Origin of the sequence: Arthrobacter sp. HY1533, from assembly GCF_027568515.1 — a bacterium.
Lineage (GTDB): Bacteria > Actinomycetota > Actinomycetes > Actinomycetales > Micrococcaceae > Specibacter.
Map to the genome: position 1 here is coordinate 206,886 of NZ_JANKZF010000005.1, position 20,807 is coordinate 227,692.

Consider the following 20,807-nt stretch of genomic DNA (forward strand, 5'->3'; position numbering starts at 1 on the left):
CCTGTTAACCCGGCATTAACTCCCTTCCGCTAGCCTCAAGGCAGCGCAACACCATGCAATGAAAGGAAGCAGCCGCATGCACAACTCCCCGGGCCTGGCCCGCAGGCTCGGGACGTTCGACGCCGTGGTGATCGGGCTGGGCTCCATGATTGGGGCGGGTGTGTTCGCGGCCTTCACCCCTGCGGCGCAGGCGGCGGGATCCGGGCTGCTCGTCGGGCTGGCCGTGGCCGCCCTGGTTGCCTACTGCAATGCCACGTCCTCGGCCCAGCTCGCCGCCGCCTACCCCACCTCGGGCGGGACGTACGTGTACGGGCGCGAGCGGCTGGGCCCATGGCCGGGCTTTCTGGCCGGATGGGGATTCGTGGTGGGCAAGACGGCCAGCAGCGCCGCCATGGCCATGACCTTCGCCGCCTATGCCGCGCCGCCCGGGTGGGAGCGGCCAGTGGCGATTGCCGCCGTCGTGCTTCTGGTGGCCGTGAACTACCGGGGCATCAGCCGGACGGCGACCCTGGCCCGGATCATCGTGGTGGCCGTGCTGCTGGCGCTGGCCATTGCGGTTGCCGCGGTGTGGGCCGGCGGCACGGACGCCGGCGCAGCCAACATCCCCGGCGACGGCCTGCTGGCCCACGGCTGGCACGGGATCCTGCAATCTGCCGGGCTGCTGTTCTTCGCCTTCGCCGGCTACGCCCGGATCGCCACCCTGGGCGAGGAGGTCAGGGACCCCCGGCGCACCATTCCGCGCGCCATCCTGCTGTCCCTGGCCATCGCAGCAGCCATCTATGCGTGCGTGGCAGTGACGCTGCTGGCTGCCCTGGGGCCCGACGGCGTGGCCTCCTCCGCGGCGCCCCTCGCCGAGGCCGTGGCGGCCGGGAGCTGGGGCGCGGCCGCACCCGTGGTGCGGGTGGGTGCCGCGCTGGCCTCCCTGGGCGCCCTGCTGGCCCTCGTGGCCGGGCTGGGCCGGACCACGCTGGCCATGGCCCGGGAGCACGACCTGCCGCACTGGCTGGCCGCCGTCCATCCCCGGTTCCAGGTGCCGCACCGGGCCGAACTGGTGCTGGGTGCGGGGATCTGCCTCATCATCGCAGTCGCTGACCTGCGCGGGGCCATTGGCTTTTCCTCATTCGGCGTCCTGGTCTACTACCTCGTGGCCAACCTGGCCGCTTTCACCCAGGCAGGCCCCGACCGCCGCTACCCGCGGTTCCTGCAGCTGCTGGGCGCTGTGGCCTGCCTTGCCCTCCTGGCCACGCTTCCGCTGGCTTCCATCCTGGCGGGGCTCGCCATGTTTGGCCTGGGCATCGCCTACCGGGCGCTGCGGCTCCGGCGGGCCACCGCCCGCTGAACCCCAAAACTGAACGGGCCGGGCCATTGCTTAATGCGTTAGCGGCCACTAACGTATTAACCATGCCCGACCTTCTGGAAACCGCAGCCGAACCCAACAGGCGCCGCCTGTTGCAGCTGCTGGGCCGGGGCGAATGCAGTGTCAGCGAGCTGGCGGAGAACTTTCCCGTCAGCCGGTCCGCGATCTCCCAGCACTTGCTTCTGCTGGCCGACGTGGGGCTGGTGCAGGCACGCAAGGAAGGCAGGAATCGCTACTACAGCCTGAACAGCCACGGCATGTCACTGCTGCGGGACTCGCTCTCCGCCTTCTGGACCACCGAGCTTGACCAGCTGGCCGCCGACGCAGCGGCACTGGCCGGTTCACACCACGTTCCACCCCACCCCAAGGAAAATACCGATGACCATTGACCAGTCCGTTTTCATTCCTGTCGACCCCGACACCGCCTTTGCCCTGATCACCGAGCCCGAACGCCTGCGCCGCTGGCAGACAGTCGCGGCCCGCGTGGACCTGCGCGTGGGCGGGGACTACCGCTGGACCATCACGCCCGGGCACTCGGCCGCCGGGACGTTCACGGAGATCGAGCCCGGCAAGAGGGTCGTCTTCACCTGGGGTTGGGAAGGCCCGGCAGCCCCCGATGCCGACGCCTCCACCGTGACCATCACGCTGGAGCCCGGCGAGGGCGGCACCACTGTTCGTCTGGTCCACGAAGGGCTCAGCGGGGAGTCCGCAGCCGGCCACAGCGAAGGGTGGACGCACTACCTGGGCCGCCTGCTGGCCCTGGCCACCGCGGGCGACGCCGGTCCCGACGACTGGGCCGCCGCGCCGGATCCCATCAACGAACTCATCAGCGCCGAGGCGACCCTGGCCATTGCCCAGCGCACCCTCGCCTCCCTGGAATCCGCTGACATGGGCCTGCAGACGCCCTGCGAGGACTACACCGTCGCAGCCCTCGTGGACCACCTGGCGGGCTCCATCGCCGGGATCGGCAGGGCGCTCGGGGCGGAATTCACCGACGACGCCGGCGCATCCCCCGAGGTCCGGGTGGCCAACATTGCCGCCCCCACCCTGGAGGCGTTCAACGCCCGCGGACTCGAGGGCACCATCGACATGGGCTTCGCGGTGCTGCCGGCAACCACAGTGGCCAACATCCTGAACCTGGAGTTCCTGGTCCACGCCTGGGACTTCGCAACCGCAAAGGGACGGACCCTGGAGGTATCCCCCATCCTCTCGGACTACGTCCTGGGCCTGGCCAAGGAAACCATTGCGCCGGGCATGCGCGGGCACAGCTTCGCCGAGGAAACACTCGTGGAGGAATCCGCCGGAAGCCTGGAGCGGCTCGTGGCCTTCACCGGACGCCAGAGCACCAACGCCTAAGGGAAATTCAAGGGGGACCACGTCCCGGGGCCGATCGGCCAAGGGATCTGCAACACCGACAAAGGCAAGGGAACCATCATGAGCAAGTTCATCTACATCTACAACGGCCCCGCCACCCCCATGGACCAGTTCACGGAAGAGCAGTCTGCAGCCGTTACGGCGGAGTGGGGCGCCTGGATGGGCAAGGTCGGCACGGCCATGCTCGACGCCGGCGCCCCCTTTGGTGCCCGGGCCGCCGTCTCGGACGACGGCTCCGACGCCTCACCGGGCCTGCTGCAGGGCTACAGCATCGTCGAGGCGGACAGCCTGGACGCCGCCAAGGCCCTGGCCGACGGCCACCCGTTCCTGTCCGAAGGCAAGGGCCGCTTCAGCCTGGAAATCTTCGAACTCGCGGACATGGGCGGCATGTAGGACAGCCAGTTGCCTGTCCGCCGGCGAGGCGGGCAGGCAGGCAGGCAGGCAGGTCAAAGGCTGATGCTGGTCACGGGCATGGAGGAGTCAGGGGCGAAGGCGAGGTCGCTGGGCGCCGCACCGTTCATGACCAGCTGCGCGCCGAGCGCGGCCACCATGGCTCCGTTGTCGGTGCACAGTGAAAGCTTGGGCACCAGCAGCGCGATGCCGGCCGAGGCACAGCGCTGCGCCGCCAGCTCGCGGAGCCGTGAATTGGCCGCCACTCCCCCGCCCAGCAGCAAGGTGGTGATGCCCTGCTCGCGGCAGGCCAGCACTGCCTTGGCCGTAATGACATCCAGCACGGCCTCCTGGAAGGAGGCGGCAATGTCGGCCACCGGCACGTCCTCGCCGCGTGCCTCGTACCCTTCCACGCAGCGGGCCACGGCCGTCTTCAGCCCGGAGAAGGAGAAGTCGTAGCGGTGCGGGCCCGGCTCCTCAGCCGTGCCCATGTACTTGGGCACTGTCAGTCCGCGCGGGAAGCGCACGGCCTTGGCGTTGCCTTCCTTGGCCAGCCGGTCGATCGCGGGTCCGCCCGGGTAGCTGAGCCCCAGCAGGCGGGCCACCTTGTCAAAAGCCTCGCCGGCGGCGTCGTCAATCGTGGCGCCCAGCAGCTCAACGTCGGCGGCGATGCTGCGCACCCGCAGGATTTCGGTGTGCCCGCCGGAAACCAATAGTGCGCCCAGGTTCTCCGGCAGCGCACCGTCGCTGTACTGCGCGGCGATGGCTTCATCCAGCAGGCCCACACCCACATGCGCCACAAGGTGGTTGATCGCGTACAGCGGCTTGCCGGTGGCCAGGGCCAGCGCCTTGGCCGCGCTCACGCCCACCATGAGCGCGCCGGCCAGGCCGGGCCCGCTCGTGACCGCGATGGCGTCCACGTCCTCAAGTGTCACGCCGGCATCGGCCAGGGCCTGCTGCAGGGTGGGCACAAAGGCGTCAAGGTGTGCGCGCGAGGCAATTTCGGGAATGACCCCGCCAAAGCGGACGTGCTCATCCATGGAGGACGAGACAGTGTTGGCCAGCAGTTCGGTGCCGCGGACCAGCCCCACGCCCGTTTCATCGCAGGAGGACTCAATCCCCAGGATCAGCGGCTTGGCGGAGTTCATGAGGGGTCCTTTGCTGTGGTGCCGGTTGTGTCTGCCGGGGCCGCGGGTTCCGCCAGGGCCAGCCGCATGACGAGGCCGTCCGAGCCGTCCCGGTAGTACCTGCGGCGGGTGTGGATGTGTTCAAAGCCGTAGCGCTTGTAGAGATTCTGGGCGCGCGGGTTGGTGCTGCTGACCTCCAGCAGGACCTCGGCGGCCCCGCGGCGAACGGCCTCGGCAAGGAGCTCGTCCATCATGGCACGGGCAATGCCGCGGCCCTCAAATTCGGGCAGCACGCCAATGGTCTGGATGTCCCCCACGGGTGCCACGCACATGAGTCCCGCATAGCCGGCGGTCCTGGCGGCGCCCTTGCCGTCAGGCACCTCGGCAATGACGTAGCGCCTGGTTTCGGGTTGCATGAGCTCGGCCACGAACATGTCCCGTGGCCAGGAGTCTATGCCGAACAGCTGCCGGTCCAGTTCCGTGATGAAGTCAATGTCAGCCGGGACCATCTCGCGCAGCACGGCCGGCGGTGTGGTGGCCGCCGCGTTGGGGCCGTCGGCCATCACAGGGCCCTTTTCCGGGGACCCGGCACCTTGGCGTCCGATTCGCGCAGGTACAGCGGGGTGGTTTCGAGCAAGCCGGCCGCCTCGAGCGAGCCTGCCGCGCAGATCCGCCGTGCGGCGGCGCGGCCCAGTTCCAGTGCTGTCGGCTGGGCATCGGCGAAGGTTTCGTTGACGATGCAGCCACCGGCCTCCAGGACCTCGCGGTACAGCCCGGCGCCGGCGCCAAACACCGGCACGCCGGTGATGTCCGCGGCGGGTCCCACATGCGGGCCGTCCAGCAGCTGTGCCCCGGCGCTGAAACGGGCCCAGTACACTTCCTTGCGGCGGGCGTCGGTGGCCACCACAAAGTCGCCCGTGGCCAGTGGTCCCACGGCGCGCCCGTCACGGTATTCGGGTGCGTCAAAGACCTGCTGGGCCAGGGCGTCCAGGCTCATCATCCCGAAGATCGGCACGCCCCAGGTGAAGGCAAGGGTGCGGGCCATGGCAATGCCGGAGCGCAAACCCGTGAACGGGCCGGGCCCGGTGCCCACCACAATGGCGTCCAGTGCGGGCCCCTCCGTGACGGGGTCAGTGAACAGCGACTTCACGCCCGGCGCCAGCACCTCGGCGTGGCTGCGGGTGTCGGCGGTGGCGAAGTTGGCCACCACGGCGGCCGGCCGCACGGGGTCCCGAGGGTCAAGGTCAAGCAGCGCTGCGCTGGCAACGGCGGATGTGTCAATGGTCAAGATTCGCACGGGTTTCAGTCTATTCTGTTGTGTTCAGCGGCTGGCCCAGCACCGAAAAGTCCACGCCGTCCCAGCGCGGGCCCACGGCCCGCAGGCGCAGGGTGCGGGGCTCGTCGTCGTCCCCGTCGGTGTCAAAGGTGTCGGCAAAGTCGTCATCCGCAGCGGGCGCGGCAGCGTGAACGGGGTCCGGGGCCCCCGGGGCTGCGCCGCCCACCGCGCGGACCAGCTCAATTTCCAGCCGGCTGGCCGCCAGGTGTTCCACCCTGTCCACGCCCCACTCGACCACAGTGACGGAGCTGTCCATGGTGTTTTCCAGGTCAATGTCGTCAATTTCGCCGGGCGTGGCCAGGCGGTAGGCGTCCACGTGGACCAGGTCGGGGCCGCCCGGGTTGGGGCCTTCGGGCAGGTTGGGGTGGATGCGCACCAGCACAAAGGTGGGCGAGATGATACCCTCGCGCACTCCGAGGCTGCGGCCCAGGCCCTGGGTGAAGGTGGTCTTGCCGGCCCCGAGCTCGCCGCTGAGGATGATCAGGTCCCCTGCCCGCAGCAGCCCGGCCAGCCTGGCTGCCAGTTCCTGTGTTGCCTCGGCCGTGCCGGTGGCGAACTCCCAGGCGCTCACAGTGTGCCGCCAATGTAGCTGCGGGGAACGCGGCCGCTGATGCGGGTGACAATTTCGTAGTTGATGGTCCCGGCGGCTGCGGCCCACTCCTCGACCAGGGGCCCGCCGTCGTGCCCGTTGCCAAACAGCTCGGCGGTGGCGCCCAGGGCCGTCCCGGCATGGACCCCGGAGCCCGGTTCCGTGAAGCCCGCACGTGCGTCCGGCCCCAGGTCAATGACCATCTGGTCCATGGCAATGCGGCCCACCACGGGGTAGGTGGTGCCGTTGACGCGCACGGGCCCGCCGGTTGCCACGCGTGGAATGCCATCCGCGTAGCCCAGCGGAACCAGGCCCAGTGTGGTCGCGGCGGCAGTGGCGTAGTTGAGCCCGTAGGAGACCCCCTGGCCGGCGGGCACGTCCTTGCACAGGGCCATTTGGGTCTGCAGGGTCATGGCCGGGACCAGGCCCAGCTGCGCGGAGGTGCGGTCGGCAAAGGGTGAGAGGCCGTAAATCCCCAGGCCCACTCGGACCATGTCAAAGTGCGAGTCGGGGCGGGACATGGTGGCGGGCGTGTTCGCGATGTGGCGCACCTCCAGCTCGGCGCCGGCCTCCTCTGCCACGGCGACGGCCTCGCGGAAGCGCTCCAGCTGTTCGTCGGTCTCGTGTCGGTGGGGTTCGTCGGCGACGGCGAGGTGGCTGAACACGCCAACCACGCGCAGCAGGCCCTGGCGCTGGTGGTCCATGGCGGCGGCGACCAGCGCCGGCCAGTCGCTGCGGGAGCAGCCGTTGCGGCCCAGGCCCGTGTCAATCTTCAGGTGTACGCGGGCCGGGCGCTGCAATTCCCGGGCGGCGGCAACAATGTGATCAAGCTCCCAGCCGGAGCAGCCCAGGTCGATCTCCTGTTCCACGGCGGCGGTGAAGTCGGTGGCAGGGGTGTGGAGCCAGGCCAGCAGGGGCGCCTCTATGCCGGCTGCCCGCAACGCGAGCGCCTCGCTGACGTGGGCCGTGCCCAGCCAGTTGGCCCCGGCCGCCAGGGCAGTCCGGGCCACCTGGACGGCGCCGTGGCCGTAGGCGTCGGCCTTGACCACGGCCATGAACCGGGCGGGTGCACAGATTTCACGCAGGTGGCGGATGTTGTTGGCGATCGCGGACAGGTCAATGATGGCTTGCCGTTCCATGCCGGAATCCGGCCCGGGAACTGGCGCAACGAAGTGGCTCACCCGCCCATTTTAGGCCACTTTCCATTCCTTCCCGGCGGGCCGTCCCGGGGCAGGGGCACCCTCGCTGGCCCGGGCGCCTTGGCAGTGGCAAGATTGGAGCAGGCATTTTGACGGTCCCGGCAGGCATGCCGCGGCTGCCACGTCCGGCAGCCGGGGCAACACCCGGCCGCGCCAACAACAGTCAGGAGGGCCGCACGTGCACCAGGTCCGGCGGGTCGCCATGCTCTCCCTGCACACCTCCCCCCTCGAACAGCCAGGCGGCGGCGACGCCGGCGGCATGAACGTCTACGTCAGGGCGCTGGCCCTCGAGCTCGCGGCGGCGGGCATCACTGTGGACATCTACACGCGCCGCACCTCCGCCAGCCAGCCCGGCACCGTGGCCCTGGCCCCGCATGTGGACGTCCACCACATTCAGGCAGGCCCCTTCGGCAAGGTTTCCAAGGAGGCCCTGCCGGAGCTGGTCAATGAAATGGCCGACGCCGTTGCCGCCCACATCGAGGCCCTCAGCGACGCGCCGTCCCCGGCCGGGCAGGCCGCCCTGCCGGTCAATGTGATCCACTCGCACTACTGGCTCTCGGGCATGGCCGGGCTGCTGGTGGCCAAGCGCCTGGACCTTCCCCTGGTCCACACCATGCACACCATGGCGCGGGTCAAGAACCACCACCTGCGCCCGGGCCAACTTGCCGAGCCGGGCATCCGGGAGGACGGCGAGCAGCACATCGTGGCCGGCGCTACCCGCCTGATCGCGAACACCACGGCCGAGGCCGCCGAGCTGGAGGGCCACTACGACGGCTGCGAGCAGCGCATTGACGTGGTCTCCCCCGGCGTGGACCTGAAAATATTCAAGCCCGCCTTCCGCGACCGCTCACGCCAGGAGCTGGGCATCGCCGCCGAACGCTTCCATGTGGTGTTTGCCGGACGGCTGCAGCGGCTCAAGGGACCGCATGTGCTGGTCAAGGCGGCGGCGCTGCTGCGGGCGGAACGGCCCGACATTGACCTGCAGTTGACCTTCCTGGGGGCCCGCAGCGGAAGCGACAAGTACGACCTCGCCGCCATGATTGACGACGCCGGCCTCTCCGCCTGTGCGTCCGTCCTCCCGCCGGTGGGGCCGGAACGGCTGGCCGACTGGTACCGAAGCGCCGACGTGGTGGCTGTTCCGTCATCCAGCGAGTCGTTCGGCCTCGTGGCCCTCGAGGCCCAGGCCTGCGGCACACCTGTGGTTGCCACCAACGTGGGCGGGCTGCCGCGGGCCGTCAGCGACGGCCGCACAGGCCTGCTGGTGGCCAGCCGGTCGCACAAGCTCTGGGCGCAGGCCATCGCCTCGCTGCACGACTTCCCGCAGACCCGGGCGGACATGGGCCGTGCGGCCTCCGTCTATGCCGAGGCCTTCGGCTGGGAGCGGACGGCAGCCCAGACCATGGCCAGCTACGACCTGGCCCTGACCTACCAGTACGTGGCCCCTCCCGGCTGCTGACCTCCTGCCAGGGCGCCCCGTCAAGCCTCCCGGCCACAATTTGGCCAAAAGGACAGACTTGGCCTGCCGGCGCCAGAATTGCCCGGGACCCACACCACATTGAGGCTACCTCCCGGTAAGGTCTCATTTCGTGGCTGCATAGTACGGGTTTGCGCCCTTACCTGGTCCGCTTCCCCGCGCAGCCCACTGCACCCTTCAGGCAACGACGCCTGGATGGTCCTGTTGAAAGGTTGCACGCCATGAAACAAAGAGGAAGATCACTTTTTAGGGGGCGGGCGGCATTGCGTGCCGCAGCCATTTGTGCCGGCCTGCCGCTGGTCCTGGGCGCCTTGGGTGCGGTCCCGGCCACCGCGGCGCCGGACGATTCGGCCACGTCCACCACCCAAAACGACATCAATCCCCTGGACTACCAGGCCGGGCGCTACATTGTGGTCCTGAATGAGCTGCCCACGGCCATGTACAGCGGCGGAACGGCCGGTCTGGCCCGCACCAAGCCGGCGCAGGGGCGCAAGCTGGACGTCAACAAGCCCGAGGTCAAGAAATACCAGGCACACCTGAAGAGCCAGCAGGCCGCCGTGGCCAGTTCCCAGGGCGTCACTGCCAACCGCACGTTCACGGCCGCCATCAACGGCTTCTCGGCTGAGCTGTCCGCGACGCAGGCCCTGGCCCTGGCCAAGGACCCCGGGGTCCTCATGGTGGCACCGGACACGGAAAACGCACCCGACTACTCAAGCACCGACTTCCTGGGCCTCAGCGGCCCCAACGGCAGCTGGAACAAGACCTTTGGCGGCGTCGCCAAGGCCGGCGCAGGCGTTGTTGTCGGCATCATCGACACCGGCTACACGCCGTCGAACCCGTTCTTCGCGGGGGATGAGGTCAAGCCGCTCACGGGCAACCCGAAGGTCGGCGTCCCGTACCGGAATGCCAACGGCACCATCTCCATGCTCAAGGCCAACGGCGACACGTTCACCGGGGCCTGCCAAAAGGGCACGGGGACCGGAGCCGGCTTTGACGGCACGGCCTGCAACTCCAAGGTGCTGGCCGCACACTACTTTGCCGACGACTTCCTGCGCACCGTGCCCCCGGGCGAGCGGGCGCCCCAGGAACAGATTTCACCCGTGGACGTGGACAGCCACGGCACGCACACCGGCAGCACTGCGGCAGGCAACGCCAATGTCCGGGCCACCCTGGGCGGGCGGGACATGGGCATCACGGGAGGCGTGGCCCCCGCGGCCAAGCTGTCCATCTACAAGACCTGCTGGGAGGACACCGACCCCGACACCGGCGGCTGCTACTCATCGGCAGCCGTTGCGGCCGTGAACCAGGCCATCGAGGACGGCGTGGACGTGCTGAACTACTCAATCTCCGGAAGCACCTCCACCACCACAGACCCGGTCTCGCTGGCCTTCCTGTCGGCCACCTCGGCCGGCATCTTCGTGGCAGCCTCCGCCGGCAACTCCGGCCCCACGGCAGGCACCGTCAACCACGGCGCCCCCTGGATCACCACGGTTGCCGCAACGTCATTCTCCTCCGAGCTGCAGGGCACGGCGGAGTTCGCCGACGGCAGCAAGTTCCGCGGTGCCAGCATGATGTCACACCCGGTGCCGCCCAGCCACGTTGTGCTGGCCACCGCGGCAGCCGCAGCAGGCGCCGCATCACCGCAGCTGTGCGGACCCAACACCCTGGACCCCGCCAAGGTGGCAGGCAAGATCGTGGTCTGCGACCGCGGCGTCATTGACCGCGTGGCCAAGAGCGCCGAGGTCAAGCGCGCCGGGGGCGTGGGCATGATCCTGGCCAATGTCACCTCATCCTCCGAAGACGTGGACCTGCACGCCGTGCCCACGGTCCATGTGAACCCGCCGGCAACGCAGCAGATCAAGGACAAGGTCACGGCCAACCCGGACATCCTGGTTGGCCTCGCCGCCACCGACACCACGGGCCTGCCGGCCGAGGCCCAGCCGCAGCTGGCGGGCTTCTCCTCCCGCGGCCCGCTTGAGGCCGAGAGTTCGGACCTGCTCAAGCCAGACGTCTCCGCACCCGGTGTGGCAGTGCTTGCCGGGGCCTCCCCGATCGCCACGGGCGGCGAACAATTCGGCATGCTCTCCGGTACGTCCATGGCGTCCCCGCATGTTGCCGGCTTCGGCGCCCTCATCAAGTCGGTGCACCCGGATTGGTCCCCGGCCGCGGTGAAATCGGCCATGATGACCACTGCCACGAATGTGGTCAATGCCGACGGCAGCAAGAACCCCGACCTGTTCGGCACGGGCGCCGGGCAGGCCGCCGTGGTCAAGGCCCTGTCCCCGGGGCTTGTGTACGACGCGGGCGACACCGAATACCTGGAATTCGTCAAGGGCACCGGCTACCCCGTGAACGTCCCGGGCCTGGGCAGCATTGCCGCCCGCGACATGAACGTGGCGTCCTTCGCCGTGGGCAACCTGGCCGGCAAGGTCACGGTGACCCGAACTGTCACGGCGCTCAAGCCGGGGCTGTACCGGGCCACGGCCACCGTGCCGGGCGTCAACGTCAAGGTCACCCCGTCAGTGCTGAACTTCTCCTCCGCCGGGGAACAGCGCAACTTCAAGGTCACCTTTGAAAACAGCACCGCAGCACTGGGTGCCTTCGCCATGGGCAGCCTGTCCTGGCAGGGTGCTGGCGCATCCGTGGTCTCCCCCATTGCGGTCCGCCCCGTGCCGGTCCTGGTGGCCCCCGAGGTGGCCTTCAACTCGGCCAGCGGTTCCGGCAGCGGCAAGATCCCTGTGGTTTCCGGGAGCAATGCGCCCATCAAGGTGAGCGTTGACGGCCTGTCCAAGGCCGATTCGACAGCCATCGAGCTGGTGCCCGGTGCCATTTCCACCACCCCGGATGCCTCCAACTTCCTGAAGGAAGTGGTGGTGCCGGAGGGCACGGAGCTGGCGAAGTTCCAGGTGCTCTCCTCCGATCCGGCCGCCGACTACGACATGATCGTGTTCAACCCGGCGGGAAGCTACTACGACGTCCGCACGGGTTCTGCCAGCGAGTCCCTGTCCCTGGCAAATCCCGCACCGGGGACGTACACCATCCTGGCCAACCTGTACTCCAGCACCAACGGCGCGCCCGTCAAGGCCACAGTTGACGCTGCCGTGCTGGGTGCCGCAACCGGCAACGCCTCTGTTTCGCCGAGCCCGCTGAAGCTGGCCAACGGCAAGTCGGGCAACGTCACGCTGAAGTGGACGGGCCTCACACCGGGCTCATACCTGGGCCGGGTCAACTTCGGCGACACGGGAACGGCAACGTTCGTCACGGTCACCGTTGGTCCCAACGGCGCCGTGGTGGCGCCCGAGCATGGCAAGAAGGGCAAGCCAGGCAAGGGCAAGCAGGCGGTGGTGCCCGGGCTGTAGCACAACTGTTCCACAGCACGACGGCGGCACCCGGCACATGGGACGGGTGCCGCCGTCGTGCGCGGGCCGGGGCCCGGGAGTTCCCCGGGCCGGGGGCTCCCTCACCATTTGGCGAGTGTCCACAGGGGGACCACTGGCCTTTTGGCGAGCGTCCCGACGCACTGTGGGCCGGATGGTCGGTCACAAACTTTACAAGCCATGTCACACGGCTTTCATGCTTTGACGGCGATGTTTTTTCAGGGGCAGACTGGCTCCTGTTTTGCCCGAAGCTACACAACTGCATTCTCACTGGAGTACCTCAATGACCTCATATTTGCGCTCGATCGGCCGGCCGCTGGCAGCCGGGGTGGCATCCCTCACCGTGGCTGCCGCACTTTCACTGTCGGCCCTGCCCGCCGTTCATGCCACGGAACAGGCCCCCACACCGGCCTTCATCGAAACCGAGGTAAGCGACCCCGTCTCGGCGGCACCCGATGTCACCCGCCCTGCCACGGAGAGCTGCACCACCACGCTGGCCCAGGACTTTCCATCCAACGCACCCAACGGCAGCCCGCAGAACTTCTCCGGCACGCTGACTCCGCCGGCCGACTGCGCCGGCCCGTGGTCCAAGGTGGTGCTCGACTACACCTCGAAGGTCAGCGGACGCCAGTTTGACCGCTCCGGCACCCTGGACATCGGCGGTGTCAACGTGTGGTTCGGCACCACGCAGGAGCCCAGCGGCCCCAACACCACCACGTTCCACTTCAGCAAGGACATCACCGACTTCGCTTCACTGCTGACCACGCCCCAGCCGTTCTCGGGCGGCTTTGGGAACTACACGAGCAACGTCTACACGGGCGTCTACTCGCAGACGGTGACAGTCACCTACTACCGGACAGGCAAGGGATTCCCGGCGGCCCGCACCCCCGACAAGGTGGTGGCAGTTCCCGTCTCTGACCTCACCCCGGGCTCGCCGAGCTCCACGGCAACGCTTAAGAACCTCCCCCGCAACATCACCCAGGCGCAGCTGCGGGTCACGCTCAAGGGCAACGGCTGCGACGAGCAGTGGTTCACCACCGTCCCCAACGAGGTCGCAGCACAGTTCCCCGGTGCGGGAATGTGCGGGCATGGGTCCTTCCGGGAGGCCATCGTCTCCGTGGACGGCACCAGGGCAGGCGCCGTTGGCACCTACCCGCACATTTACTCCGGCGGGATCGTGCCCACCCTGTGGCGCCCGGTCCTGGCGATCGACACCTTTGACCTGCGCCCGGAAAACCTGGACCTCACACCCTTTGCCGGCGGACTCGTCGACGGCGGAGACCACAAAGTCACCGTCTCCATGAACCAGATCGGCGACACCTGGAACGTCAAGGCCAACTTGTTCCTCTACACCGACCATGGCCAGGCGCAGACGTCCGGTGCCCTGGTGTCGAGCCAGGTGGCCGCGGCTGCCACGACGTCGACCGTGGTGAACCCGCCGGCAAAGGGATCTGTCGCGTACACACAGACCGCCAGCCGAAACGATGTCACGAGCGGCTACATTGACACCTCCGCCGGGCGCGTCCACACCGTTGCGAAAAGCGGCCGCGAATGGCGCAATGCCGGCACGGCCAGCGGCGGCGGCCTGGTGCAGTCCATCACCCAGACGGACCGCATGACGGCGGATTCCACTTCCCGCATCGGGAACAAGACCATCCGCTCCAGCTCGCTGCAGGAGTCTTACCCCATCACGGTTGACGCGTCCTCAGCGAACTACACCAACGACCAAAACTTCTCCCTCACGGCAACTGTCCACATGGGCCAGGAAGTGGACAGCGTGGTGAAGGAAGGCAGCGACAAGACGGCCCGGAACTGGAACTGGACGCTGGATTCCTACGGCATCCTCGGCCGGAGCGCCGGAGTCACCAGCGAGTCCGACGGCCATTCGACGTCGTCCTACAAGGGCAAGGATGACAGCGGCAAGCCCTACCGGCACTACGTAAAGACCGAGCACGGCAAGGTGCTGGTCAACCAGTAGCACGGCACCACAAAGCACCAAAGGGCGGGACCGGGACGATTCCCGGTCCCGCCTTTCTTGCTGCCTGGCGGCACCGCTACATGGCGCCCGTGCTGCCGGCGGTGCCGCCGAAGAGCGGCGCGAGGGCCTGCCAGCGGGAAATCTGGCAGCCGTCGGTCCGGCTGAACGCGGCGTTGACGTCCCTACCCTTGAAGGTACCGGTCACGGTGGCCACCTCCGGTCCGCCATATTGCTGGGTGCAGTTTTGCGGCGGGGCGGAGGCGGGGAAGAAGATCTTCTCGCCGCTCTGCTCCAGGGCTGCGAGCGCAGCCGCCGGGTCCGGGACAGTGGAGGCGGCATCGGGCGTGGCACCCGAGGCCACGAGGCGGTAGTTGGCGGGCGCGGCCCCCGGGGTTGCCGTCACGGTGATGGTCAGGTCAATGGGGCCGGTTGCGGCCGGGCCTGTCATGGCAGGCGTCGCCGACGGGCTGGGATTGAACGGGCCGGGCGTTGGCGAGACACTGCCCGGTGATCCTCCGGGCTGCGTCACGGCGCACGCCGAAAGGGCCACGAGGGCGGTAAAAATGAGCGCCACCGCGGTGGTGCGGAACGTTCCGGGCACTCGGATCATGGCAACCTCTCCCCAACTTTTGCTGCCATGCTACCCCTGCGCGACGCCTCCCAACACCCCCACCCGACGCCGCATCACCAGATGCTGGTTTCAACCCGACGCCGCATCACCAGATGGCCGTTTCAGGCAAACGCTGCATCACCAGATGGCCGTTTCAGGCAAACGCTGCATCACGCCACGGCCTGATGTTCACGGATTCAGCACCGCCTGGCAATTATCCGGCTGGGGCCTAACCATTTCGGGGGACAACGGGGGCTGGCAGGCTTGGGTGCACCTCGTCTGCCCCGGGTGGCGGATGCCGTTGAGGAGCAGGCGAGCATTCACCTGCTCCTCAACGGAAGTCCCCGGCCTTCACCCCATGTCTAGTTCGAGGGGAAGTTGTAGCTGGCCTCGGAGGCCTGCTTCGGTTCGGGCCAGCGTGAGGTAACCACCTTGGCTCGGGTGTAGAACGCCACGCCTTCTTCGCCGTAAATGTGCTTGTCGCCAAAGAGCGAGTTCTTCCAGCCGCCGAAGGAGTGGTAGGCCACCGGCACCGGCACGGGTACGTTGATGCCGATCATGCCCACGTGCACGCCGCGTTGGAACTTGCGCGCATTTGCGCCGGAGGAGGTGAAGATGGCGGTGCCGTTGCCGTACGGGTTCGCGTTGATCAAGGCGATGCCCTCCTCCACGGTTTCCACTCGCATGACCGCCAGGACCGGCCCGAAGATCTCCTCGGTGTAGGCGGTCATGTCGGCGGACACGCCGTCCAGAAGAGTCGGGCCAACCCAGTAGCCGTTCTCCTGGCCCGGGACGGTGAAGTCCCGGCCGTCGACCACCAAGGTGGCACCGGCGTCGGCAGCTTCGCTGACAATCTTCAGCACGCGAGCCTTGGACGCCGCGGTGATGACAGGGCCCATGTCGGCGTCGGGTTCAGTGCCGTCGGCCACCTTGATTGCCTCGGCGCGCTCGCGCACCTTGGCCAGGAGGGTGTCTGCGGCATCGCCGACGGCGACGGCCACGGAAATGGCCATGCAACGCTCACCGGCGGAACCGTAGGCTGCCGCTGACAGGTGGTCGGCCGCGTTGTCCATGTCGGCGTCGGGCAGGATGATCGCGTGGTTCTTGGCGCCACCAAGGGCCTGGACGCGCTTGCCGTGGGCCGTGGCCGTCTCGTGGACATACTTCGCGATGGGGGTGGATCCAACGAAGGAGATGGCGTCCACATCTGGGTGGGTCAGCAGGCCGTCAACGGTTTCCTTGCCGCCATGGAGCACCTGGAATACGCCGTCGGGCAGGCCGGCTTCCTGCCACAGCTTGGCCAGCAGCATCGGCGCCGAAGGATCGCGCTCGGAGGGCTTGAGGATAAATGCGTTGCCTGTGGCAATGGCAATGGGGCACATCCACAGAGGCACCATGACGGGGAAGTTGAAGGGCGTGATGCCAGCGACCACACCAACCGGCTGGCGGAAGGAGAACACGTCGATGCCAGTGGAGGCCTGGTCTGAGTAGGCGCCCTTGAGCAGCTGGTTGATCCCGCAGGCAAACTCGATGACCTCCAGGCCACGGCCGATTTCACCGGCGGCATCGGAGAGGACCTTGCCGTGTTCGGCGGTGACCAGGGCCGCCAACTCATCCACATTGGAGGCGACGAGCTCGCGGAACTTGAACAACACGGCGGTTCGGCGGGCCAGGGAGAAGTCGCCCCAGATTTCGGCGGCGGCCTTCGCGGCGGCCACCGTGGCGTCGAGGTCTTCGCGGCTGGCCAGGCTCAATGCGGCGGTGACTTCACCGGTGGCCGGGTTGTACACGGGCTGGGTTGTGGCGCCGGTGCCGGGGGTTTCGACGCCGTTGATGAAGTGGTTGATGAGGGTCTTGGTTGCAGTTGCAGTCATGGGATTCTTCTCTCTGGGAGACAGCTTGAGGGGAAAGGGGTGGGCCCACTGCCGCGTGGGTCCCGCTGCGAGTTTGCGAGCAGTGGGAGCGGTTGGGGATCAGCCCAGCAGCTGGCGCTGGCGGCTCTTGCTTTGCGTATAGCCGGCGAAGGCTTGCTGGGTGGATTCGAGTTCGGAAACTTCCGAAACCGGCACGTCCCACCATGATTCGGAGTCGGGTGCGTCCAGAAGCGGGTCCGACTCGATGTAGATCAATACCGGGCCATCGTTTTCGGGCGCTGCTTTGGCTACCGTGACGGCGGCTTCGAGATCTGCAATCGCGTTCTCGCCCTGTGCGACGCGGATGACCTTCACACCGAGGCTTTCGGCGTTCAGGGCCAAGTCGATCGGCAGGGTGTCGCCGTCGTCGAAGGTGTGGTGTTCGGCGTCATGCGTACGGTACTTGGTTCCGAAACGCTGCGAGCCCAGGGATTCGGAGAGGGCTCCGATTGAGGCATAGCCGTGGTTTTGGATGAGCACCACAATCAGCTTGAGCCTCTCAGCGACGGCGGTCACCAGTTCGGTGTGCATCATCAGGTAGGAGCCATCGCCCACCATGACGACGACGTCCCGCTGGGTTCCACCGGCGGTCGCCTCGGCAATGGCGGCACGTTTGACGCCCAAGCCGCCGGGGATTTCATATCCCATGCAGGAGTATGCGTATTCGACGTGGTAGCCGAAGGAATCGCGGATACGCCACATCTTGTGCAGGTCCCCAGGCAGGGAACCCGCGGCGCAGACCACCACGTCCGCAGCGTCCATGGCCCGGTTGGTGGCACCGATGATCTCGTTTTGGGACGGCAACGGCGTGTGGCGGGTGTCGAACGCCGTGTTAACAATGGCGTCCCAGCGTTTCTTGCAATCGGCCACTAGCTGGTCCAGATCCGCGCCGACCCGGTAGCCTCCCAGAGCCGCATTGAGCTTCACGAGTGCCTTGCGCGCATCCGCCACGATGGGCAGCGCTGTCCCGTGCTTGTAGGCATCCAAGGGGGTGACGTTGATGTTGATGAAGGTTACCAAGGGGTTTTGGAATGCTGTCCGGGAGGCCGTGGTGAAGTCCTCGTAGCGCGTGCCGATGCCGATGATCAGATCGGCCTTCGCCGCGATGGCGTTGGCCGCAGTCGTGCCGGTGGAGCCGATCGCCCCTACGGAACGCGGGTGGTCCCAGGGCAGTACGCCAACCCCGGCTTGGGTGTTTCCGACGGGGATGCCGGTGGCCTCGGCAAACTTCGCCAGCTCACCTTCGGCGTAGGCGTACAGCACGCCGCCACCTGCGATGATCAGCGGGTTCTTCGCAGAGCGGATGGCATCGGCGGCGCGACGAATGTCCTCGTCGTCCGCGTCGGGCCGGCGGATCCGCCACTCGCGAGGGGCCAGGAACTCCGCCGGCACCACCAGGGATTCAGCCTGGACGTCCTGCGGCAAGGAAATCGTGACGGCGCCGGTATCGGCCGGGTCCGTCAGCACTCGCAGGCCGTTGAGCAGGGCCGAGAACAGCTGTTCTGGGCGGGAGACGCGGTCAAAGTAGCGCGACAGCGGACGGAAGGCGTCATTGACTGAAATGTCGTAGGCGTCCGGGCGTTCGAGCTGCTGAAGAACAGGGTCAGCTGCACGGGTGGCAAAAACATCGCTCGGGAGCAACAGCACCGGCAGGCGGTTGGTGGTGGCCAGGGCCGCACCCGTCAACAGGTTGGTGGACCCGGGCCCCACCGAGGCACTGACAGCATAGGTGGCCCGACGGCGTGTGTGGCGGGCATAGCCGACGGCTTGGTGCGACTGTGCCTGCTCATTGCGGCCTTGGTAGTAGGGCATGAAGGCGGGGTCGTTGTGCTGGTACTGCTTCAGGGCCTGCCCGACGCCGGCGACGTTGCCGTGGCCAAAGATGCCAAACATGCCTGGGATCAGCCGGCCGCGGTATTCCTCGGCACCCACCTTGTCCACTGTGTATTGGTTGCCCAGGAACTCTACGACAGCCTGGGCGACAGTCATTGTGCGTCCTGTCATGATTTACTCCTTCAAGCTGGTGGTCGAACGATTCAAGAGCGAAGCCGCGGTGGCCACGGCGCCGGCAACGTCCCCGTCGCGGGGGTACAGCAGGGTCCGCCCAACGGTAAGGCCCTGCACACCGGGGAGCGCCAGCGCCTCACGCCAACTGGCAAAGACCTCATCGGCACCCGCATCCGGGTCTCCGCCGAGCAAAACTGTGGGCAAGGTGGTGGCCGCCATGACCCGTTCCATCTCCGCCACCACCGGCAACTTCATCCAGGTGTAGGCACTCGTGGAGCCCAGGCCCGATGCGATGCCGATGGACTTGATGACGGCGTCCGGGGAAAGGTCGTTGCGAACCTTGCCATTTTCACGGACGGAGAGGAAGGGTTCCAGCATGGCGATGAGCTTGCGCTCGGCCAAGGAGTCGACGGCCTTGGCTGTTGCTTCGAGCATGCTGGCGGTGTCCGGGTCGCCCAAACAGATGCGATTGAGCATTTTGCCGCCATCGGCACCCAAATCGGCCAGCGCCTGTGCCGTGTGGCCGGTAAATCGGTCATCTATTTCATTCACGAGACCGGCCAGGCCGCCACGATTCATCGAGCCAAAGACAAGTTTGCCCTCCAGCGCGCCCAGTAACAGCAGGTCATCGATGATGTCTGGGGACGCCAATACCCCGTCAACTGCCGGGTTGTTCAGGGCGATCTGCAAGCGGTCCAGCAATTGCCGCCGGTCCGCCATGGCTGTCGGATCCGCCCCCACTGAGATGGCTCCGCGGGCGGGGTGGTCGGCAGCAACAATGAAGTTCTGCACGCCTCGCTTGGCGCCCGGATGTCTGCGCCGGGCCGCGGCGGCCCGGGCCACCGCACCCGGGTCTTCCAAACGGGTCGCTGTCAGGTCGGCATATCGGCGCGGATCAGTATCCGCGATCTGGGCCGTCATTTCAAGGCTCCTTCCGGGACGTTCTCGGGAACGAGGCGGCCGCGGTCAGCGAGCAGCGAGATGACCTCATCCGGCGTCGGCATGGCATCGGCGCACGAGAGACGTGAGGCGACAATGGCGCCAGCGGCGTTTGCAAAGTCAAGGACCTGCTCCAATGGCCATCCGGCCAGCAGGCCGTGGACGAAAGCGCCGCCAAAGGAATCGCCGGCACCCAGGCCGTTGAGGGTTTCCACGGAGACCGGGGCCGAGACAACTCGCTCTGTGGCTGTTTTCGCCATGACGCCGTCCGCTCCCAGCTTGACCACCGCGATGTGAACACCTGCAGCCAGCAATCGGTCGGCCTGCTCGTCGGGTGTCCCCGCCCCGACAGCGACAGCGCATTCCTTCTCGTTGCCAATGGCCACCGAAACGTGGGGAAGGATTGTTGCAATCTGCGCCTTGGCTTCGGCCTCGGAGTCCCAGAACATGGGCCGGTAGTCCAGGTCCAGGATTGTAAACTGCCCTGGCTGCAATTCGGCTTTGGGGCGGGCGAGATGGGCGGCCAGATGCGCGCCGCGGCTCGGCTCCTGGCAGAGGCCTGTCACCGTCGACCAGAAGATGCGAGCGTCCTTGATCGCCGCAGTGTCCAGCTCGTCTGCGGCGATCTGCCAGTCCGGGGCGCTGGGCTGGCGACCATAGAAGTACAGAGGGAAGTCCTCAGGGGGCTTGATGGCACAAAATGTCACGGGGGTCAGCAGTGCGGGGGTGGCCCGGACGAATTGGTCATCCACATTGAAGTTGCCGAGCTCGCGCCGCAAATAGCGGCCAAAAGAGTCGTCGCCGGTACGGGTGATGACTGCTGAACGGCGTCCGTGCCGGGCTGCCGCCACGGCAACATTGGTGGCCGATCCGCCCAGGTACTTCCCGAAAGACGTCACGTCTTCAAGATCCACCCCAATGTCATTGGGATAGATGTCGACGCTGATGCGCCCCATGGTAATCAAGTCGTGGCTCACGATAATCAAAAAGACCTTTCACGGAGAATCTCGCCTAGTGCGTTCAAGGCGATGAATCGCGGAATCCATCCGGCACCAATGCCGATCGGAGTCAACTGACGAGTCAAGCCTGCCTCACGACCAACATCATGTCAATACTTTGTCCTGACAACAGAACATT

At 67.3% G+C, this 20,807-nt stretch carries 17 protein-coding genes; 7 read left to right on the plus strand and 10 right to left on the minus strand.

Features of this window, described 5'->3' with window-relative positions; genetic code table 11:
• Positions 1-76 precede the first annotated feature (76 nt).
• The 4 genes from PCK14_RS05745 (at position 77) to PCK14_RS05760 (ending at position 3,124) form a co-directional block, all read left to right on the plus strand.
• On the plus strand, positions 77-1,339 hold the full coding sequence (locus tag PCK14_RS05745; RefSeq protein WP_269937513.1) for an APC family permease: 1,263 nt from the start codon (positions 77-79) through the stop codon (positions 1,337-1,339).
• Positions 1,340-1,401: 62 nt separating this feature from the next.
• Entirely contained in the window at positions 1,402-1,746 is a 345-nt protein-coding gene (locus tag PCK14_RS05750; RefSeq protein ID WP_269937514.1) for an ArsR/SmtB family transcription factor, read from the plus strand.
• On the plus strand, positions 1,736-2,713 hold the full coding sequence (locus PCK14_RS05755; protein WP_269937515.1) for a TIGR03086 family metal-binding protein: 978 nt from the start codon (positions 1,736-1,738) through the stop codon (positions 2,711-2,713). The genes PCK14_RS05750 and PCK14_RS05755 overlap by 11 nt, the downstream gene beginning before the upstream one ends.
• Before the next feature lie 78 nt (positions 2,714-2,791).
• A complete protein-coding gene (locus PCK14_RS05760) occupies positions 2,792-3,124 on the plus strand; it encodes a YciI family protein (protein WP_269937516.1) in 333 nt (110 codons plus the stop codon).
• 53 nt (positions 3,125-3,177) lie between these two features.
• On the opposite strand, the gene tsaD is transcribed toward PCK14_RS05760, so the two are convergent.
• The 5 genes from tsaD to alr are packed head-to-tail and all read right to left on the minus strand — an operon-like array spanning position 3,178 to position 7,312.
• On the minus strand, positions 3,178-4,269 hold the full coding sequence (gene tsaD / locus PCK14_RS05765; RefSeq protein WP_269937517.1) for a tRNA (adenosine(37)-N6)-threonylcarbamoyltransferase complex transferase subunit TsaD: 1,092 nt from the start codon (positions 4,267-4,269) through the stop codon (positions 3,178-3,180).
• Complete coding sequence (gene rimI, locus PCK14_RS05770; RefSeq protein ID WP_269937518.1) at positions 4,266-4,811, minus strand: ribosomal protein S18-alanine N-acetyltransferase; 546 nt, start codon at positions 4,809-4,811, stop codon at positions 4,266-4,268. The genes tsaD and rimI overlap by 4 nt, the downstream gene beginning before the upstream one ends.
• Positions 4,811-5,545 (minus strand): tRNA (adenosine(37)-N6)-threonylcarbamoyltransferase complex dimerization subunit type 1 TsaB, encoded by a 735-nt coding sequence (tsaB, locus tag PCK14_RS05775; protein ID WP_269937519.1) that lies wholly within the window; start codon positions 5,543-5,545, stop codon positions 4,811-4,813. Before tsaB ends, rimI begins: the two co-directional genes overlap by 1 nt.
• A 10-nt stretch (positions 5,546-5,555) precedes the next feature.
• Positions 5,556-6,155 (minus strand): tRNA (adenosine(37)-N6)-threonylcarbamoyltransferase complex ATPase subunit type 1 TsaE, encoded by a 600-nt coding sequence (tsaE, locus tag PCK14_RS05780; RefSeq protein ID WP_269937520.1) that lies wholly within the window; start codon positions 6,153-6,155, stop codon positions 5,556-5,558.
• Positions 6,152-7,312: an alanine racemase gene (gene alr / locus PCK14_RS05785; RefSeq protein ID WP_269937626.1), complete on the minus strand. Its 1,161-nt coding sequence runs from the start codon at positions 7,310-7,312 to the stop codon at positions 6,152-6,154. The genes tsaE and alr overlap by 4 nt, the downstream gene beginning before the upstream one ends.
• Before the next feature lie 238 nt (positions 7,313-7,550).
• Between alr and mshA the strand changes: the two genes are divergently transcribed.
• The 3 genes from mshA (at position 7,551) to PCK14_RS05800 (ending at position 14,201) form a co-directional block, all read left to right on the plus strand.
• Positions 7,551-8,828 carry a D-inositol-3-phosphate glycosyltransferase gene (gene mshA / locus PCK14_RS05790; protein WP_269937521.1) on the plus strand — a complete coding sequence of 426 codons (1,278 nt, stop codon included), beginning with the start codon at positions 7,551-7,553 and terminating at the stop codon, positions 8,826-8,828.
• Positions 8,829-9,067: 239 nt separating this feature from the next.
• Positions 9,068-12,205 (plus strand): S8 family serine peptidase, encoded by a 3,138-nt coding sequence (locus PCK14_RS05795; protein WP_269937522.1) that lies wholly within the window; start codon positions 9,068-9,070, stop codon positions 12,203-12,205.
• A gap of 301 nt (positions 12,206-12,506) precedes the next feature.
• Positions 12,507-14,201, plus strand: a complete 1,695-nt coding sequence (locus tag PCK14_RS05800; RefSeq protein ID WP_269937523.1) for a peptide-N4-asparagine amidase — start codon at positions 12,507-12,509, stop codon at positions 14,199-14,201.
• A gap of 76 nt (positions 14,202-14,277) precedes the next feature.
• On the opposite strand, the gene PCK14_RS05805 is transcribed toward PCK14_RS05800, so the two are convergent.
• From PCK14_RS05805 to iolC, 5 genes are all read right to left on the minus strand, one after another.
• On the minus strand, positions 14,278-14,811 hold the full coding sequence (locus PCK14_RS05805; protein WP_333474345.1) for a serine protease inhibitor: 534 nt from the start codon (positions 14,809-14,811) through the stop codon (positions 14,278-14,280).
• A gap of 362 nt (positions 14,812-15,173) precedes the next feature.
• Entirely contained in the window at positions 15,174-16,685 is a 1,512-nt protein-coding gene (locus PCK14_RS05810) for a CoA-acylating methylmalonate-semialdehyde dehydrogenase (protein ID WP_269937524.1), read from the minus strand.
• A gap of 99 nt (positions 16,686-16,784) precedes the next feature.
• The gene (gene iolD, locus PCK14_RS05815; RefSeq protein ID WP_269937628.1) at positions 16,785-18,713 is read right to left on the minus strand and encodes a 3D-(3,5/4)-trihydroxycyclohexane-1,2-dione acylhydrolase (decyclizing); all 1,929 of its coding nucleotides are present in this window, start codon (positions 18,711-18,713) and stop codon (positions 16,785-16,787) included.
• Positions 18,714-18,731: 18 nt separating this feature from the next.
• Complete coding sequence (locus tag PCK14_RS05820; RefSeq protein ID WP_269937525.1) at positions 18,732-19,652, minus strand: Cgl0159 family (beta/alpha)8-fold protein; 921 nt, start codon at positions 19,650-19,652, stop codon at positions 18,732-18,734.
• Complete coding sequence (gene iolC, locus PCK14_RS05825; protein WP_269937526.1) at positions 19,649-20,647, minus strand: 5-dehydro-2-deoxygluconokinase; 999 nt, start codon at positions 20,645-20,647, stop codon at positions 19,649-19,651. The genes PCK14_RS05820 and iolC overlap by 4 nt, the downstream gene beginning before the upstream one ends.
• Between the last annotated feature and the right edge of the window lie 160 nt (positions 20,648-20,807).

Bases quoted from the DNA above. Each gene is read 5' to 3' on its own strand.
- PCK14_RS05745 (WP_269937513.1), top strand. From the start codon at position 77: ATGCACAACTCCCCGGGCCTGGCCCGCAGGCTCGGGACGTTCGACGCC.
- PCK14_RS05750 (WP_269937514.1), top strand. From the start codon at position 1,402: ATGCCCGACCTTCTGGAAACCGCAGCCGAACCCAACAGGCGCCGCCTG.
- PCK14_RS05755 (WP_269937515.1), top strand. From the start codon at position 1,736: ATGACCATTGACCAGTCCGTTTTCATTCCTGTCGACCCCGACACCGCC.
- PCK14_RS05760 (WP_269937516.1), top strand. From the start codon at position 2,792: ATGAGCAAGTTCATCTACATCTACAACGGCCCCGCCACCCCCATGGAC.
- tsaD (WP_269937517.1), bottom strand. From the start codon at position 4,269: ATGAACTCCGCCAAGCCGCTGATCCTGGGGATTGAGTCCTCCTGCGAT.
- rimI (WP_269937518.1), bottom strand. From the start codon at position 4,811: ATGGCCGACGGCCCCAACGCGGCGGCCACCACACCGCCGGCCGTGCTG.
- alr (WP_269937626.1), bottom strand. From the start codon at position 7,312: ATGGAACGGCAAGCCATCATTGACCTGTCCGCGATCGCCAACAACATC.
- PCK14_RS05795 (WP_269937522.1), top strand. From the start codon at position 9,068: ATGAAACAAAGAGGAAGATCACTTTTTAGGGGGCGGGCGGCATTGCGT.
- PCK14_RS05800 (WP_269937523.1), top strand. From the start codon at position 12,507: ATGACCTCATATTTGCGCTCGATCGGCCGGCCGCTGGCAGCCGGGGTG.
- PCK14_RS05805 (WP_333474345.1), bottom strand. From the start codon at position 14,811: ATGATCCGAGTGCCCGGAACGTTCCGCACCACCGCGGTGGCGCTCATT.
- PCK14_RS05810 (WP_269937524.1), bottom strand. From the start codon at position 16,685: ATGACTGCAACTGCAACCAAGACCCTCATCAACCACTTCATCAACGGC.
- iolD (WP_269937628.1), bottom strand. From the start codon at position 18,713: ATGACTGTCGCCCAGGCTGTCGTAGAGTTCCTGGGCAACCAATACACA.
- PCK14_RS05820 (WP_269937525.1), bottom strand. From the start codon at position 19,652: ATGACGGCCCAGATCGCGGATACTGATCCGCGCCGATATGCCGACCTG.